This is a genomic window from Galbibacter sp. PAP.153 (assembly GCF_037029175.1).
Lineage (GTDB): Bacteria > Bacteroidota > Bacteroidia > Flavobacteriales > Flavobacteriaceae > Galbibacter > Galbibacter pacificus.
In genome coordinates, this window is the sequence record NZ_JAZEUN010000012.1 from 22,140 (window position 1) to 39,190 (window position 17,051).

16 protein-coding genes are annotated in these 17,051 nt (G+C 40.1%); 13 read left to right on the plus strand and 3 right to left on the minus strand.

From position 1 onward, the window contains the following. The first annotated feature begins 56 nt into the window (after nt 1-56). A complete protein-coding gene (locus tag UXI14_RS09190; RefSeq protein ID WP_335965890.1) occupies nt 57-1,253 on the plus strand; it encodes an AAA family ATPase in 1,197 nt (398 codons plus the stop codon). Nucleotides 1,254-1,583: 330 nt separating this feature from the next. Here the strand turns inward: UXI14_RS09190 and UXI14_RS09195 are convergent, their stop codons facing one another. Genes UXI14_RS09195 through UXI14_RS09205 form a run of 3 tightly spaced genes read right to left on the minus strand, consistent with a single transcriptional unit; the run spans nt 1,584 to nt 4,070 of the window. Continuing rightward, nucleotides 1,584-2,171: a porin family protein gene (locus tag UXI14_RS09195; RefSeq protein ID WP_335965891.1), complete on the minus strand. Its 588-nt coding sequence runs from the start codon at nt 2,169-2,171 to the stop codon at nt 1,584-1,586. Between the two features lie 56 nt (nt 2,172-2,227). Beyond that, nucleotides 2,228-3,181 carry a transketolase C-terminal domain-containing protein gene (locus UXI14_RS09200; protein WP_277898504.1) on the minus strand — a complete coding sequence of 318 codons (954 nt, stop codon included), beginning with the start codon at nt 3,179-3,181 and terminating at the stop codon, nt 2,228-2,230. Between the two features lie 43 nt (nt 3,182-3,224). Beyond that, nucleotides 3,225-4,070 (minus strand): transketolase, encoded by an 846-nt coding sequence (locus UXI14_RS09205; RefSeq protein ID WP_277898505.1) that lies wholly within the window; start codon nt 4,068-4,070, stop codon nt 3,225-3,227. A gap of 272 nt (nt 4,071-4,342) precedes the next feature. Between UXI14_RS09205 and tgt the strand changes: the two genes are divergently transcribed. The 12 genes from tgt to rfbB all read left to right on the plus strand — a co-directional run bounded on the left by tgt (nt 4,343) and on the right by rfbB (nt 17,022). Further along, nucleotides 4,343-5,473 (plus strand): tRNA guanosine(34) transglycosylase Tgt, encoded by a 1,131-nt coding sequence (gene tgt, locus UXI14_RS09210; RefSeq protein ID WP_335965892.1) that lies wholly within the window; start codon nt 4,343-4,345, stop codon nt 5,471-5,473. A gap of 65 nt (nt 5,474-5,538) precedes the next feature. Further along, on the plus strand, nt 5,539-6,618 hold the full coding sequence (locus tag UXI14_RS09215; RefSeq protein ID WP_335965893.1) for an LptF/LptG family permease: 1,080 nt from the start codon (nt 5,539-5,541) through the stop codon (nt 6,616-6,618). Beyond that, nucleotides 6,605-7,507: a DMT family transporter gene (locus UXI14_RS09220; RefSeq protein ID WP_335965894.1), complete on the plus strand. Its 903-nt coding sequence runs from the start codon at nt 6,605-6,607 to the stop codon at nt 7,505-7,507. The genes UXI14_RS09215 and UXI14_RS09220 overlap by 14 nt, the downstream gene beginning before the upstream one ends. A gap of 47 nt (nt 7,508-7,554) precedes the next feature. After that, the gene (locus UXI14_RS09225; RefSeq protein WP_277898509.1) at nt 7,555-8,508 is read left to right on the plus strand and encodes an acetyl-CoA carboxylase carboxyltransferase subunit alpha; all 954 of its coding nucleotides are present in this window, start codon (nt 7,555-7,557) and stop codon (nt 8,506-8,508) included. A 169-nt stretch (nt 8,509-8,677) separates the two neighbouring features. Then, complete coding sequence (dnaB, locus tag UXI14_RS09230; RefSeq protein WP_335965895.1) at nt 8,678-10,225, plus strand: replicative DNA helicase; 1,548 nt, start codon at nt 8,678-8,680, stop codon at nt 10,223-10,225. A 186-nt stretch (nt 10,226-10,411) separates the two neighbouring features. Then, nucleotides 10,412-11,206 (plus strand): 3'(2'),5'-bisphosphate nucleotidase CysQ, encoded by a 795-nt coding sequence (cysQ, locus tag UXI14_RS09235; protein ID WP_335965896.1) that lies wholly within the window; start codon nt 10,412-10,414, stop codon nt 11,204-11,206. After that, complete coding sequence (locus UXI14_RS09240; RefSeq protein ID WP_277898512.1) at nt 11,207-11,623, plus strand: DUF2061 domain-containing protein; 417 nt, start codon at nt 11,207-11,209, stop codon at nt 11,621-11,623. It begins immediately after the preceding gene. Continuing rightward, nucleotides 11,624-12,217: an adenylyl-sulfate kinase gene (gene cysC / locus UXI14_RS09245; RefSeq protein ID WP_335965897.1), complete on the plus strand. Its 594-nt coding sequence runs from the start codon at nt 11,624-11,626 to the stop codon at nt 12,215-12,217. 2 nt (nt 12,218-12,219) lie between these two features. Next, nucleotides 12,220-13,125 (plus strand): sulfate adenylyltransferase subunit CysD, encoded by a 906-nt coding sequence (gene cysD, locus UXI14_RS09250; RefSeq protein WP_277898514.1) that lies wholly within the window; start codon nt 12,220-12,222, stop codon nt 13,123-13,125. A gap of 21 nt (nt 13,126-13,146) precedes the next feature. After that, nucleotides 13,147-14,403, plus strand: a complete 1,257-nt coding sequence (gene cysN, locus UXI14_RS09255; protein WP_335965898.1) for a sulfate adenylyltransferase subunit CysN — start codon at nt 13,147-13,149, stop codon at nt 14,401-14,403. A gap of 265 nt (nt 14,404-14,668) precedes the next feature. Next, nucleotides 14,669-15,934 (plus strand): nucleotide sugar dehydrogenase, encoded by a 1,266-nt coding sequence (locus UXI14_RS09260; RefSeq protein WP_335965899.1) that lies wholly within the window; start codon nt 14,669-14,671, stop codon nt 15,932-15,934. Between the two features lie 11 nt (nt 15,935-15,945). Continuing rightward, complete coding sequence (rfbB, locus tag UXI14_RS09265; protein ID WP_335965900.1) at nt 15,946-17,022, plus strand: dTDP-glucose 4,6-dehydratase; 1,077 nt, start codon at nt 15,946-15,948, stop codon at nt 17,020-17,022. The last annotated feature ends 29 nt before the right edge of the window (nt 17,023-17,051 follow it).

The following is a 17,051-nucleotide window of genomic DNA, read 5'->3' on the forward strand; positions in this document are numbered from 1 at the left end:
CTTTGCTTATTAGAACAAACAAATAATTGCTATTTTTGTATATCACAACTAACAAAATGGATTTTTTATTTGAACAGTTTCAGCAAAAATTAAAACACACTTCCCTTAATTTTGTCAGATCGGTGATGGAAGAGATCAATTGGAAGGCACGGCTTATAGGAATCAAAGGAGCACGAGGTATTGGAAAGACCACTCTTTTACTGCAATATATCAAATTACATCTTGGCGGAGAACTGAACCGTACCTTATACGTAAGCTTGGATGATATCTGGTTTAACAACCATTCTCTGATTTCCTTGGTACGTGATTTTGAACGCCAAGGAGGGAAATACCTCTTTTTGGATGAAGTCCACAAATATCCCGGATGGGCACAAGAATTGAAAAATATCTATGATAGTTATCCGGAATTGAAAATTGTTTTTACGGGGTCATTGCTTATGGAAATACTGAATGCCCGTGCCGACCTAAGTCGAAGGGCTGTGGTGTACACCATGCAGGGGTTTTCCTTTCGGGAGTATATAGGGGTGGAGACAGGAGCGGTCTTTGATAAGTTATATCTGAATCAAATCATGGAAAACCATTTAGAAGAAGCGCAAAGGATCAATGAAATGATAAAGCCGTTCCAATATTTTAAGCCATACCTTAAACATGGCTATTATCCTTTCTATTTGGAACAGTCCGATCTATATGAAATGCGCCTGGGAGAAGTGGTCAATATGATTCTGGAAATTGAACTACCGTTATTACGGCATGTAGAACTGGCCTATGTGGCCAAGATAAAACAGCTATTGGTGATCATAGCCGAATCGGTTCCCTTTGTTCCCAATGTCAGCAAATTGAGCGATAAAATCGGTATCAACCGGGCCACTTTATTGTCATATCTGCATTATCTAGATGAAATTGGATTGACACAAAACCTGTTTAAAAATACCCAAGGCATCAGTAAGCTACAGAAACCTTCCAAAATATACTTGGATAATACCAACCTAATCTATTTGCTGGCACGGGAAAATGCCAATAAAGGGAATCTACGGGAAACCTTTTTTTCTAACCAATTGGCCTACAGGCATACACTTGGATATACAGAACAGGGAGATTTTATGGTGGATGACAGATTTACTTTTGAAATAGGGAGCAAGGGAAAGAACCAAAAACAAATCCGATTGGTGGAGAACGCATACATAGTAGCCGACGATATTTTGTATGGTTCCCAGAACAAGATTCCGTTATGGATGTTTGGCTTTCTTTATTAACAATAATTTTCTAGCTGATAACTTAAGCGAACAACTTGTTCTTTTAATTCAGGACTGTAATATCGTTTTTTCATGTTTCTAAGATATTTGTTTTATAACAAACAGTCTTAAATTTTATGTCCGAGTAAAGGTAGCAACTCCAGTTGCTTTACATAATATTCTACTATACATAACCAAGGGCCAATGGTCTGATGGCATTTTCCATAAGGTTATCCGAAAGTTTGGATAAACTAAATTATTATCAATCTCCAGAATGCCATCATAAAGATAGAAAACAAAAAAGGCTGCCTCATAAAGCAACCTTTTTGAAAAAATATTAAAAACCTTTTTTTAAAGCTTAACTGATAAACTTAAAATAAGTTGAGATGGCCTGGTATCTATTCTTCCTTCCGGAATATCTGCAAAATCGGCTTCGTTATCGCTAAAACCTCTTTCGTAACGTAGGCCAACACCCAACTTTTCACCAAGGTTTACGCCAACTCCCAGGTTGACACCAACGGTAAAGTCGTTTTCAACATCTTCGAGTTCTACATCTTCCAAATCGGTATCAAGGATATATTGTAAAGAAGGCCCTGCGAACACATGTAAAGGTCCTACTATATTCAACCCGACCAAAAGAGGCATATCCAGTTTGCTCATTTTGAATTTACTGTCATATCCGCCTTCTTCATATTTAGAGTTGGTCTTGGTATATACCAACTCGGGTCGCAAATAAAGTGTTCCCAGATCTAATTTCCCGAAGGCGCCCAAGTGAAAACCAACTTGAGAGTCAGACCCTATATTTCCTATGTCACTGCCTATGGAAGCATCTCCGTTGGAGTTAAAGTTCAAACCTCCTTTAAGTCCAAAACCGGACCCAGATTGTGCAAAACTTGTGAAACCTGCTAATAAACAGATTATTAAAAATGTTTTTTTCATAATTGTTGTTATTTTTTAAGATGTTAATCAGGAGTATAAACTAAAAGTTGACCAGTTTATTTCCTTTTTAACACTTTTGTAACAGCTTTAACAATTGCTTCACTATTTAATCCGTATTTATCCATCAATTGAGCGGGGGTTCCACTTTCTCCAAAAGTATCTTGTGTTGCAACAAATTCCTGTGGTGTAGGATTGTTAACGGCAAGTGTTCTGGCAACGCTTTCCCCAAGGCCGCCAAGATAGTTATGTTCTTCAGCAGTAACCACGCAACCTGTTTTGGCAACAGAGGCTAAAATAGCATCTTCATCCAAAGGTTTTATGGTATGTATGTCAAGAATATCGGCAGAAATACCTTGTTTGGCCAATTCTTCACCGGCCAAGATGGCTTCCCATACCAAATGTCCGGTCGCAATAATGGTTACATCGGTACCGTCGTTAATTTTAACGGCCTTTCCGATTTCAAATTTTTGGTCAGCGGGCGTAAAGTTTGGTACGGCCGGCCTTCCAAAACGTAAGTAAACGGGCCCGTGGTGTTCGGCAATGGCAATGGTCGCAGCTTTTGTCTGGTTAAAATCGCAAGGATTGATAACGGTCATTCCGGGAAGCATCTTCATAAGTCCGATATCTTCCAAAATCTGGTGGGTGGCCCCATCTTCACCAAGGGTAAGCCCTGCGTGGGAAGCGCATATTTTTACGTTTTTATCAGAATAAGCAATAGACTGCCGTATCTGGTCATAAACGCGCCCGGTCGAGAAATTGGCGAAAGTACCGGTAAAAGGTATTTTGCCACCAATGGTCAAACCTGCGGCAATTCCCATCATATTGGCCTCAGCAATTCCTACCTGGAAGAAACGTTCGGGGTTTTCCTTGATAAAATCTGCCATTTTAAGCGAACCTACCAAATCTGCACAAAGTGCCACTACGTTCGGGTTGGTACGTCCCAGTTCTGTTAATCCTGCTCCAAAACCGCTTCGGGTATCTATTTTTTCTGTATATGTGTATTTTTTCATTTTTCTAATTTCTGTGTTTAACAATCAGTTTTCAAACAATGGTTTAGTAATCTCCTAACGTTTCAGGATTTTGTGCCAATGCTTTCTCTAATTGTTCATCGTTAGGGGCTTTCCCGTGCCATGCGTGCGTACCCATCATAAAATCTACACCATGTCCCATAATGGTGTGCAGTAAAATACATACCGGTTTCCCTTTTCCGGTCCTGCTTTTGGCTTCTTTTAGTCCGGCAATTACGGCTTCAAGGTCGTTTCCTTTTTCAATTTCCATGACGTCCCAACCAAAAGCTTCAAATTTAGCTTTCAGATCCCCCATTGGAAGTACATCTTTGGTGGCACCGTCTATTTGTTGGCCGTTAAGGTCTATGGTAGAAATAAGGTTGTCTACTTTATTCCCGGCGGCATACATAATGGCTTCCCAGTTTTGTCCTTCCTGTAATTCACCGTCGCCGTGTAGGCTAAATATGGTATGGTTGTCCTTGTTCAGTTTTTTTGCCAATGCCGCCCCAATGGCAACAGACATTCCCTGCCCTAAAGACCCCGATGCCACACGTATACCTGGAAGGCCCTCGTGCGTTGTAGGGTGCCCTTGCAGGCGTGAATCGATTAGACGGAATGTATTTAGTTCTTTTACCGGGAAATAACCGCGTCTGGCAAGTACGCTGTAAAATACCGGCGATATATGTCCGTTGGATAAGAAAAACAGGTCTTCTCCAATACCATCCATATTGAAGTCTGTTTTAATATCCATGATTTCGTTATAAAGTGCTACAAAAAATTCGGTACAACCTAAAGAACCGCCGGGATGTCCGGAGTTTACGTTGTGTACCATCCTTACAATATCCCTTCTTACTTGGGTAGTCAAATTGTTTAATTGTTGTGTGTCTGGCATTTGTGATTGTTAAATTTAATTATCATAACAAAAATAAACCTTTATAAATCCACAGCAAAGTAATTTTGTACACATATTCGCCATATTTGTTTTAAATGTAAAGGTTTTAAGTGTTATTTATGAAGTTGAAGCTGTTTTGTTGATTATCTTTGCAGATTTAAATTGATAAGTAAGCATAGTAATTGTATGGTAATTGGCCGTTGAAAGAGGTGTTATAACTTTTAACTGAAGCATTTCCAAGCTTGGCCAACAACCAGCACCTAATTGATTAAATGGATTTTAAATTACATACAACCGATGCCGGTAGCAAGGCAAGGGCTGGGGAAATAACAACTGGGCACGGTACCATTGAAACCCCTATTTTTATGCCCGTTGGAACGGTGGCCTCGGTAAAAGGAGTGCATCAAAGGGAGTTAAAAGAAGATATCAACCCGGATATTATCCTGGGGAATACCTATCATTTATACCTACGCCCCAAAACCCCCATTCTTGAAGCGGCAGGCGGATTGCACAAGTTCATGAACTGGGACAGGAATATTTTGACCGACAGTGGTGGGTACCAAGTATATTCCTTGTCTTCAAACAGGAAAATCAAGGAGGAAGGCGTAAAGTTTAAAAGTCATATTGATGGGTCTTATCATGTTTTTACCCCAGAAAACGTTATGGACATTCAGCGCACCATCGGGGCCGATATTATCATGGCCTTTGACGAGTGCACCCCATATCCATGCGATTACAATTATGCCAAGCGTTCCATGCACATGACACACCGTTGGCTGGACAGGTGTATAAACCGTTTTAAGGAAACCCCCGCTAAATACGGGTACGAGCAGGCGCTTTTCCCCATTGTTCAAGGGTCTACTTATAAAGACCTAAGGATGCAGTCGGCAGAATATATTGCCAATGCCGGGGCCGAGGGAAATGCTATCGGTGGCCTGTCGGTCGGGGAACCTGCCGAAGAAATGTATGCCATGACCGAAGTAGTTTGTAATATCTTGCCAGAAGACAAGCCGCGCTATTTAATGGGGGTAGGGACACCCATCAATATTTTGGAAAATATTGCCCTGGGGATTGACATGTTCGACTGCGTTATACCAACAAGAAATGCGAGGAACGGAATGCTCTTTACGGCACATGGTACCATCAACATAAAAAATAAAAAATGGGAAGACGATTTTTCTCCTATTGATGATATGGGCATCACCTATGTAGATACCTATTATACAAAGGCATATCTAAGGCACTTGTTTGCCGCCAATGAATATCTAGGCAAGCAAATTGCCACCATTCATAATCTAGGATTTTATTTATGGTTGGTTCGTGAAGCTAGAAAACATATATTAGCGGGAGATTTTTCCCGGTGGAAAGAAGGTATGGTAAAGCAAATGGACAAACGGCTGTAAGCGTAATTACTGAGCATAAAGTTGTTCGTGAACGGGATGTAATAAAAAAAGAAATAAAAAAATAGGTGAAAATAATAGATTGGTATATATTAAAGAGGTACTTGCTTACCTTTTTTACGATGATTATGCTGTTTATCCCGATAGGCATCATGGTCGATGTATCCGAAAAGGTAGATAAAATGATAGATAACGAGGCACCAACGGCTGCCATTATCTCTTATTATATCGATTTTACCTTTTATTTTGCCAGCTTTTTGTTTCCTATATTTCTTTTCTTGTCCATTATTTGGTTTACTTCCAAACTGGCCAATAATACAGAAGTTATAGCCATTTTAAGCTCGGGCATATCTTTTTGGAGGTTTTTACGGCCTTATTTTATAGGGGCAACCATTATCGCTATCTTTTCCTTTATCATGGGCATGTTTATAGTGCCCGAAGCCAGTGAAGGTTATAACGACTTTAGGATAAAATATTTAAAAGGAGGAAGGGATAAGGGCCGCGAGACCACCAATCTCTTTAACCAGATAAACGACGATGAATATATATATGTGAGCAGTTTTACACCAAGCACAAAGATCGGGTACAACTTCACTTTGGAGCATTTCGATGGAAATACCTTAAAATATAAAATCAAGGCGAGCAATATCCGCTGGATAGACAAAGACAGCATTTATCGTTTAAGTGGTTATATAAAGCGGGGGGTTGGCGAAAACGATGACATTCTTGAAAAGCAGAACAGGCTGGACACGGTTTTCGATTTCGATCTGGACGACCTTACCCCGGTTTCCTATGTTGCCGAAACCAAAAATTTATTCGAACTGAACAGGTTTATTGACGAGCAGCGCAAAAAGGGAGCGCCAAACATCAACACCTATTTGGTGGTTAAATACAAACGCTGGAGCTTGCCTATTTCGGCATTTATATTAACCATTATTGCCGTTTCTGTATCTTCCATGAAGCGAAGGGGCGGTATGGGGGTCAATTTGGCAGTGGGGATTTCCCTGGCCTTTATTTTTATCTTTTTTGATAAGGTTTTCGGCACCATGGCCGAGCAATCGGACTTTTCGCCTTTATTGGCCGTTGCCATTCCTAATATTTTATTTGGTGTTTTGGCCATCTATCTCTTAAACAATGCTAAACGATAAATTAAAAAACTATCTCCATTTACATTTTATAGTATTTATTTGGGGGTTTACCGCAGTGCTCGGCGCGCTCATAACCATAGACGCTATTCCGTTGGTTTGGTTCAGGATGCTGTTGGCCTCCTTTTTTGTATGGCTGTACGTGGCTCTTAACAAGTTCACTTTAAAAGTACCCAAAAAAGCAATTATTACCATGCTTATTGCTGGTTTGGTCATTGCCCTGCACTGGATTACCTTTTTTAAGGCAATAAAAGTCTCCAATGTATCCGTAACTTTGGCCACCATTTCAACGGGCGCTTTTTTTACGGCCGTTCTGGAGCCTATTTTTTACAAGCGGAAAATGATTTGGTACGAAATTGTGTTCGGACTTGTGGTCATTGCCGGTTTGTTTATTATTTTCAATGTAGAAACCCAATACATGCTCGGGATAGGCTTGGCGCTTATTTCGGCATTATTGTCTGCTACATTTTCATTAATCAACGGAAAACTGGCAAAACAGTACCGTCCATCGGTTATTTCATTTTATGAGCTCGGCAGTGGTGTAGGGTTTATTACTTTGTATTTATTGTTCTCCGGAAGTTTTTCTGCTGAATTTTTCAAGCTTTCTGCTTCCGATTGGATGTATTTGTTACTTTTGGCAAGCATCTGTACCGCCTATGCATTTATAGGTTCGGTAAAAGTGATGAAGCTTATAAGTCCATATACCGTTATGTTAACAATAAACATGGAGCCTGTGTACGGAATTGTACTGGCTTTTGTAATTTTGGGGGCATCAGAAAAAATGAGCCACGGTTTTTATATCGGGGCCGTAATAATAATTATGACAGTGGTGGTAAACGGGATTTTAAAAAATTCGTTAAAAAGAAAACGGCCTATCGGGCAGGCTAAATAGTATAAAGTTTTATATTTGTACGCTAATAAATTTTCAAAACAAAACTCATGGAGTATTTAGATTTTGAGTTACCAATTAAAGAGCTTGAAGAACAGCTTGATAAGTGTAAAGTTCTTGGATCGGAAAGCGATATCGACGTTTCCGATACCTGCAAGCAATTGGATAAAAAATTAGAAAAGACCAAAAGAGACATCTATAAAAACCTGACTGCATGGCAGCGGGTTCAATTGTCAAGGCATCCTTCAAGGCCATATACCCTTGATTATATCAAAGCTATTTGTGGCAATACGTTTTTGGAGCTCCACGGCGACAGGAACGTAAAAGACGACAAGGCCATGATTGGCGGATTGGGCAAAATAGGCGATCAGACCTATATGTTCATCGGCCAGCAAAAAGGGTACAATACCAAAACAAGGCAGTACAGGAACTTTGGAATGGCCAACCCCGAAGGATACCGAAAGGCATTACGATTGATGAAAATGGCCGAAAAATTTGGTATTCCCGTGGTATCGTTAATTGATACTCCCGGTGCCTATCCCGGAATTGAAGCCGAAGAAAGGGGGCAGGGAGAAGCCATTGCAAGGAATATTCTGGAAATGACACGCCTTAAAGTGCCTATTATTGTACTTATTATTGGCGAAGGAGCTTCCGGCGGTGCCTTGGGGATAGGAGTAGGAGACCGCGTACTGATGTTGGAGAATACTTGGTATTCTGTAATTTCACCGGAGTCGTGCTCGTCCATACTCTGGAGGAGCTGGGAATATAAAGAACAAGCTGCCGATGCTTTAAAATTAACCGCTACCGACATGAAAAAACTGCACTTGGTGGACGATATTATTAAAGAACCATTGGGCGGTGCCCATTCCGATAGGGAAACAACTTTTAAAACGGTTGAAACTCAAATTGCTTCGGTTTATGAAGAGTTAAAAAAGTTATCCCCAGCCCAGTTGGTAAAAGAACGTATGGATAAATATGCCAACATGGGGGTCTTTAAAGATTAAAACCCCGTGTTTGTTACCTTAATGTTAAGACCGAAGTTTTTGCTTCGGTTTTTTTTACCTTTATTAACAGGAATTAAAAGTTATCAACAGTTAAATTGTTGATGACCAGTTAAAAACCAAAGATACTTTTTAACCGCTTTTCAGGTTACAATTATATACATTCGCATTCATGGAAAAAGTGAACCCAATACATGGAGTTAAAGTTGATAAATCAAATGTCATCCAGCTGGAGAAAGGTAAAATACCTCCGCAAGCCATTGATTTAGAGGAAGCTGTGTTGGGGGCCATGATGATTGATAAAAAAGGGGTGGATGAAGTAATTGACATTTTGCATCCCGATGCGTTCTATAAAGACGGCCATAAATATATTTACGAGGCCGTGGTGCAGTTGTTTGAAACCTCCGAGCCGATAGACTTATTAACAGTTTCGGCCCAATTGAAGAAAAATAAAAGGCTGGAGTCCGTGGGAGGCGATTTTTACCTTATCCAGCTCACCAAAAAAGTATCCTCTTCGGCACATATTGAATTTCATTCCCGAATTATCTTACAAAAGTTTATCCAGCGCAGCCTTATAAAGATTTCAAGTGAAATTATAGAAGATGCCTATGATGAAGGAACCGATGTTTTCGACCTTTTGGACAATGCCGAGGCCAAATTATACGAAGTAACACAAGGAAACATAAAAAAATCTTCTGAAACCGCTCAGAGTTTGGTAATCCAGGCAAAGAAGAAAATTGAAGAAATCTCCAATAAAGAAGGGCTCAGCGGAATCCCGTCAGGGTTTGACAAATTGGATAAACTAACATCCGGTTGGCAGCCCAGTGATTTGATTATCGTGGCGGCCCGTCCGGGGATGGGTAAAACAGCCCTTACCCTTTCCATGGCAAGAAATATTGCCGTAAATTCCAATATCCCCGTTGCTTTCTTTTCGTTGGAAATGTCTTCCGTGCAGTTGATTACCCGTCTGATTTCTTCTGAAACCGGCCTGTCTTCAGAAAAATTGCGTACCGGAAAACTGGAAAAACACGAATGGGAACAGCTCAACGTAAAGGTGAAGTCGCTTGAAACAGCACCACTTTTTATTGACGATACCCCATCGCTTTCTATTTTCGACCTTCGGGCAAAAGCACGCCGATTGGCCTCTCAGTTTGGAATTCGCATGATTATTATTGATTACCTGCAATTAATGACCGCCGGGGGAAGTCAAAAAGGAGGGAACCGTGAACAGGAGATTTCTACCATTTCCAGAAACCTAAAGGCTTTGGCAAAAGAGCTGGACGTGCCCGTTATTGCACTTTCCCAGTTGTCGCGTGCCGTGGAAACCCGAGGCGGAAGTAAGCGACCGCTTTTGTCCGACCTTCGTGAATCTGGGGCGATTGAACAGGATGCCGATATTGTGTCTTTTATATACCGGCCCGAATATTACAAGATCGAGGAATGGGACGATGAAGAAAGAAGCCCGACACAGGGACAGGCAGAATTTATCGTGGCAAAGCACCGTAACGGGGGCTTGGAGAACATCCGACTCAAGTTTATCGGGCAGCTCGGTAAGTTCGACAACCTCGATGATTTTGATTCCCCGTTCGAATTCCAATCAAAAATGAACAAAGGGGAAGAAAATCCATTTATCACCAAAGACCTTCCCAGTGCCGACGAGGCCTTTGGAAGTTCCATGAATGATGATTTTTCCGGTGGGGACGATGATGTGCCGTTCTAGGCAGCATTTGGAAACAAAAACAATATCCGGTATATGATAATATTTTAAAGATTCAATCCATCAATAATTAAACACTTCGGCCAAAGCATATAACAGATGTCCTAAAACATATAGTAAAATATAACTTGCCGTGCTTTTTAATTATGCTATTTTTGATATTCCTATAAAAAAAGCTGCATATAACAAGTGAATATAGAGAATAAATTAATACAAATTGCTATTAAAGCAGCGGTCCGGGCAGGCATGAATATCATGGAGGTCTATAATGGTGCTGATTTTGATGTTTCCCTTAAAGCAGATAATTCCCCAATTACCAAAGCAGATAAACAAGCCAATAAAATTATCACCCAAATTTTGTCGACTACGGGAATTCCCATTATAAGCGAAGAAAACAGTATAATTGACTATAAAATTAGGAAGCATTGGGAACAATGCTGGATTGTTGACCCACTGGATGGGACCAAGGAGTTTGTAAAAAGAAATGGGGAATTTACGGTAAACATAGCCTTGGTAAAGAATCAAAAACCAATACTGGGGGTCGTATATGTCCCGGTGACCAAAGCATTATATTATGGAATAGTTCCAAAAGAGAAGGCATATAAAACCATTCTTGATAATCCATCAGAAGAATTCTTCATTAGTGGTCAAGAATTATCGGGACCCGAAAAAAATTCATCAATAATAAAGATCGTTGGAAGTAGGTCGCATATGTCTTCAGCAACAAAAGGAATCATATCAGCTATAAAAAAGGGATCGAAAAAGGTAGAAATGGTATCCGTTGGGAGTTCGCTGAAATTTTGCCTGTTGGCAGAAGGAAAAGCAACAGTCTACCCAAGGTATTCCCCTACGATGGAATGGGATACGGCTGCTGGACATGCCCTTTGTAGCGCCGTTGGATTACGGGTTTTGAATGCAGAAACCCAAGATCCGTTAAGATATAACAAAAAAGAGCTGATAAATCCGTCATTTATTGTAAATTAAATGCAAGATAAAACCAGAAAGAGACATATAGCCAAAGCTATAACATGGCGCCTGGTAGGGACAATAGATACAATTACATTGTCCTGGATTATTTCCGGAGACCCATTTACAGGGCTTAAAATAGGCCTGGCCGAAGTAGTGACAAAAATGTTTTTGTATTATTTTCATGAGCGTATATGGTTTAAGGCCAATGTCCCCGATAGTAAAAAACGGCATCTATTGAAGACCGTTACCTGGAGGATTTTGGGAACCATTGATACTATGGTGCTGGCATGGATTATCTCCGGTGACCCGTTTACCGGGCTCAAAATTGGTTTTGCAGAAGTGATTACCAAGATGGTCTTGTATTATTTACATGAAAGGACCTGGTACAGAATAAATTTTGGACTGGATAAAAGAAACAATAGTACAACATAAATGGAGAAAAATATATTTCCATATCAATTTAAGGTTACCCAAAAAGACCGGAATAAACTTAACAGGCACAATTCCTTGCTTGTTTGGTTTACGGGATTGTCTGGTTCTGGTAAATCTACCATTGCCGATGCCCTGGAGCAAAAATTGCATTCCCGGGGAATAAAAACAATGGTATTGGATGGAGATAATATTAGGAGTAGTTTATGCAAAGGATTGGATTTCAGTAAAAAAGATCGTTCTGAGAATGTTAGAAGAGTAGCCGAGACAGCCCGCCTGTTGCTCGAATCCGGGGCCGTGGTTTTGGCAAGTTTTGTATCACCCTACAAAAAAGATAGAGAATATGTAGAAAAGACGATAAAACCTAATATATTTGTCGAAGTTTTTGTGAATACGAGCATTGATATTTGTGAAAAGCGAGACCAAAAAGGCTTGTATGAAAAGGCAAAAAGCGGAACATTGGACAGTTTAACGGGTGTGTCCGCGCCTTATGAAAAACCAGAGAAACCAGCGGTTGAAATTACCGAAAAGGACAGTATACAGGAAGCTGTCGAAAAAATATATATAGAAATTAAGGATAAGTTAGAACTCAATTAAGAATGAGTAAGTATTATTTAAATTATTTAGACGAGTTAGAATCGGAGGCCATATATGTACTGCGTGAAGTTTGGGCACAGTTTGACAATCCGGTTATTTTATTTTCCGGTGGGAAGGATTCCATTGTAGTAACACATTTGGCAAAAAAGGCCTTTTATCCGGCAAAAATCCCATTTGCACTGATGCATGTGGATACCGGTCATAATTTTCCTGAAACCATTAAATTTAGGGATGATTTAATAGAGAGTTTGGGCGTACGTTTAATTGTAGGTTCCGTTCAGGAGTCCATTGATCAAGGGCGCGTTGCCGAGGAAAAAGGTAAAAACGCTACCAGGAATGCACTACAGATTACTACATTGCTCGATGCCATTGAGGACAACAAAGTTGATTGTGCAATTGGTGGAGGCCGACGTGATGAAGAAAAAGCAAGGGCAAAAGAGCGTTTCTTTTCACATAGGGACGATTTTGGGCAATGGGATCCAAAAAATCAGCGTCCTGAACTTTGGAACCTTTTTAATGGAAAACATTTTGAAGGGGAGCATTTTAGGGCTTTTCCGATAAGCAATTGGACGGAAATGGATGTTTGGAATTACATTAATCGTGAAAACATACAGATTCCTTCGCTCTACTTTGCGCATGAGCGTAAAGTAGTTTGGAGAAGCAATTCATGGATTCCATATTCCGAATTTTTACAATTGGAAGAAGACGAGGAAGTAGTAACCAAAAAGATCCGTTTTAGGACACTTGGGGATATAACCATTACCGGAGGGATTGAAAGCGAAGCTGATACCGTTTCCAAAATAGCACAGGAGGTTTCGGCAATGCGGCAAACCGAACGGGGAAACCGTTCGGATGATAAGCGTTCTGAAACAGCCATGGAGGATAGAAAAAGACAGGGATATTTTTAAGATTAGATTTAAAGAGAAAAAATGCAGATAGATAACAATCAATTATTAAGATTTACCACTGCCGGAAGTGTAGATGATGGGAAAAGCACCTTGATAGGAAGGTTATTGTTCGATTCCAAATCTATTTTTGAGGATCAGTTGGAGGCTATTGAAAACACCAGTAAAAAGAAAGGACATGAAGGCGTGGACCTAGCGCTCTTTACCGACGGCCTTCGAGATGAAAGGGAGCAAGGGATTACCATTGATGTGGCCTATCGTTATTTTACCACTCCGAAACGGAAATTTATTATAGCCGATACACCGGGGCATATTCAATACACCCGGAACATGATTACGGGGGCCTCCACCGCCAATGCGGCCATTATATTGGTAGATGCACGCCATGGGGTTATTGAACAGACCAAGCGACATGCCTTTATTGCTTCATTGCTTCAAATACCCCATATTATTGTATGCATCAATAAAATGGATTTGGTTGATTTTAAAGAAGAAGTATATAATGATATCATATCGCAATTCGAAGAGTTTTCTTCAAAATTATTGGTAAAAGACGTGCGTTTTATTCCTATCAGTGCTTTATTGGGAGATAACGTAGTAAAACGTTCGGCAAATATGGAATGGTATCAGGGGGCCCCTTTGTTACATACCTTGGAAACCATGCATATCAGCAGTGATATCAACAAAGTGGATGCCCGTTTTCCGGTGCAAACCGTACTCCGCCCACAAAATGAAGAACATAGGGATTATAGGGGGTATGCAGGGAGAATATCAAGCGGGATTTTTAGAAAAGGGGATGAGATTACGGTCATGCCTTCCGGGTTTACTTCCAAGATAAAATCGATCGACACCTTTGAAGAAGAAGTAAACGAGGCCTATGCCCCTATGTCTGTTTCCATTACTTTGGAAGACGATATTGATATCAGCCGTGGCGATATGATCGTGCGTACCAAAAACAAACCGGAATCCTCACAGGATCTGGAAGTAATGCTATGTTGGTTGAACAATGAAGCCGCTAAGCCAAGAACCAAATATGTGGTACGCCATACATCCAATGAACAAATGGCCATGGTAAAAGAAATTATCTATAAAATCGACATCAATACCCTTGGAAGGAGTAGTGAAGACAAAGAAATGGGGATGAATGATATTTGCAAGGTAAAACTGCGCACGACCAAACCATTGCTGTTCGATTCTTATAGGGAAAATCGGATGACGGGAAGTTTGATTTTAATCGACCCAGCAACCAACCAGACCGTAGCCGCCGGGATGATTGTGTAAGTTATGAAGATTATCAAGTGTTTAGCTTGATTGTATAAAACAATGAAAGAGCAGAAAAGTTTATGAGGGATTCCCATACTTTTCTGTTCTTTTCTTTTATAGAAAGCCCAAAGCTTTTGTTAACACTTTCATGAATTTCGTTTAGAAAACCTATTTTTACGTATTATTGAAAAATACGGATCCTTTATCAACTAAATTGGGTACAACAACCGTATTTACATAATAAGGTTTCAAAATAAAATTTTCAAAAGTTGAATTTACATACATGAAAGAAAAATATAAAATTGCCATAGTAGGTCTTGGGTATGTAGGGTTGCCCTTGGCCGTTGAATTTGCCATTAAAGGTTTTTCGGTAATCGGTTTTGATATCAATCAAAAAAGGGTTTCCGAGCTTAAACAGGGAAAGGATGTAACCGATGAAGTAAATAATGACGAGCTACAAATAGCAGAAAGTTTGGTGTTCAGTTCAGATGAAAACGATCTAACCGATTGCAATGTATACATAATTACTGTACCGACCCCTGTGGATGATTTTAAACAGCCGGATTTGCGCCCCTTAATTTCTGCGAGCACCACTGTAGGGAATCACCTTAAAAAAGGTGATATAGTCGTGTACGAATCCACTACCTATCCCGGATGTACCGAAGAAGATTGTGTGCCTGTATTGGAATCTTCAAGTGGATTAACTTTTAACAAGGATTTTTTCTGCGGATATTCCCCGGAACGTATCAACCCGGGCGATAAACAAAGAAGGCTTAGGAACATTATGAAGGTAACTTCCGGAAGTACCCCGGAAATCGCCGAGGAAGTCGATAAACTATATGGAGCCATCATAGAAGCAGGAACACATAAGGCATCGAGCATAAAAGTAGCCGAAGCCTCCAAGATTATTGAAAACACACAGCGCGATATCAATATTTCCTTGGTAAACGAGCTAGCCCTTATTTTTGATAGGATTGGCGTGGATACCGTTGAAGTATTGGAAGCCGCAGGGACCAAATGGAATTTTTTGCCATTCCGGCCGGGATTGGTTGGCGGACATTGCATCGGGGTAGATCCGTATTACTTGACCCATAAAGCTGAGCATTTGGGATATCATCCGCAGGTGATTTTATCGGGAAGGCGTATTAACAACGATATGGGCGTTTTTATAGCCAATAAAATTGTAAAATTGATGGTGAAAGACCAGCTTCCGGTTAAAAATGCCAGAGCCTTGGTTTTAGGGATAACTTTCAAGGAAAACTGTCCGGACGTAAGAAATTCGAGGGTCATCGATGTTATTGAAGAACTGGAAGGTTTCGGACTCGATGTGGATACATACGATCCCTATGCCGACAAGGAAGAAGTTAAAAAGTATTACGATGTTGATTTGATTGATGAAATAACCGACAGGTACGAAACCATTGTACTTGCGGTTGGACATAAAGAGTTTGCCGATTTGGATTTCGATACGCTAAAATCTGGTCCGCGGACCATTATTTATGATGTGAAAAGCTTTCTTCCGAAGAAAATAGTGACCGCAAGATTATAAGAAGAACGTAAGTGAGCGTAGAAAAACATACCAAAAAAATATTAATAACCGGAGGAGCCGGCTTTATCGGTTCCCATGTGGTTCGATTGTTTGTAAATACATATCCCGATTATCAAATTGTCAATTTAGACGCATTGACATACGCAGGCAACCTGGAGAATTTAAAGGATGTTGAAGGTAAACCAAACTACACATTTGTAAAAGGAGATATTACCCATGCCGACTTTATCTATAATTTATTTGATAAATACCAGTTTGATGGGGTTATCCATTTGGCGGCCGAAAGTCATGTAGATCGCTCCATAACCGATCCATTAGCGTTTGTAAAAACAAATGTTATTGGCACGATGAATTTGTTGAATGCAGCTAAAAAACTTTGGTTGGATACGCATCAGGATAGCCGGGAAGGGGCTCGTTTTTATCATATCAGCACCGATGAAGTATATGGATCTCTGGGCGAAAGCGGACTGTTTACAGAAGAAACTTCATACGATCCAAACTCTCCCTATTCAGCATCCAAAGCAAGCTCCGATCATTTTGTCAGGGCTTACGGGGAGACTTATGGATTGCCATATGTTATCAGTAACTGCTCGAATAATTATGGTCCGAATCACTTTCCGGAGAAATTAATCCCATTATTCATCAATAATATTATCAAGAAAAAAAACCTACCCGTGTATGGTGATGGAAATTACACACGGGATTGGCTCTATGTTATCGATCATGCAAAAGCAATAGATTTAATTTTTCATAGAGGTAAGAACGGAGAAACCTATAATATTGGAGGATTTAACGAGTGGAAGAATATTGATTTGGTGAAGATTTTATGTAAATTGATGGATAAAAAATTAAAAAGAGCAGAAGGTGAATCGGAAAGATTAATCACCTATGTAAAAGACAGGCCAGGACATGATTTACGTTATGCCATAGATGCCACTAAAATCAATAAAGAATTGGGCTGGAAGCCATCGGTAACCTTTGAGGAAGGGTTGGAGAGAACTATTGATTGGTATTTGGGGAATCAACAGTGGTTGGAAAATATTACGACGGGGGATTATATAAATTACTATAAGAAACAATATAAATAGTAGTGTTTTTCTATATATATGATATATAA

Coding starts and splice junctions, on each gene's coding strand:
- UXI14_RS09190 (WP_335965890.1), top strand. CDS start 57: ATGGATTTTTTATTTGAACAGTTTCAGCAAAAATTAAAACACACTTCC.
- UXI14_RS09195 (WP_335965891.1), bottom strand. CDS start 2,171: ATGAAAAAAACATTTTTAATAATCTGTTTATTAGCAGGTTTCACAAGT.
- UXI14_RS09200 (WP_277898504.1), bottom strand. CDS start 3,181: ATGAAAAAATACACATATACAGAAAAAATAGATACCCGAAGCGGTTTT.
- UXI14_RS09205 (WP_277898505.1), bottom strand. CDS start 4,070: ATGCCAGACACACAACAATTAAACAATTTGACTACCCAAGTAAGAAGG.
- tgt (WP_335965892.1), top strand. CDS start 4,343: ATGGATTTTAAATTACATACAACCGATGCCGGTAGCAAGGCAAGGGCT.
- UXI14_RS09220 (WP_335965894.1), top strand. CDS start 6,605: ATGCTAAACGATAAATTAAAAAACTATCTCCATTTACATTTTATAGTA.
- UXI14_RS09225 (WP_277898509.1), top strand. CDS start 7,555: ATGGAGTATTTAGATTTTGAGTTACCAATTAAAGAGCTTGAAGAACAG.
- dnaB (WP_335965895.1), top strand. CDS start 8,678: ATGGAAAAAGTGAACCCAATACATGGAGTTAAAGTTGATAAATCAAAT.
- UXI14_RS09240 (WP_277898512.1), top strand. CDS start 11,207: ATGCAAGATAAAACCAGAAAGAGACATATAGCCAAAGCTATAACATGG.
- cysC (WP_335965897.1), top strand. CDS start 11,624: ATGGAGAAAAATATATTTCCATATCAATTTAAGGTTACCCAAAAAGAC.
- cysD (WP_277898514.1), top strand. CDS start 12,220: ATGAGTAAGTATTATTTAAATTATTTAGACGAGTTAGAATCGGAGGCC.
- cysN (WP_335965898.1), top strand. CDS start 13,147: ATGCAGATAGATAACAATCAATTATTAAGATTTACCACTGCCGGAAGT.
- UXI14_RS09260 (WP_335965899.1), top strand. CDS start 14,669: ATGAAAGAAAAATATAAAATTGCCATAGTAGGTCTTGGGTATGTAGGG.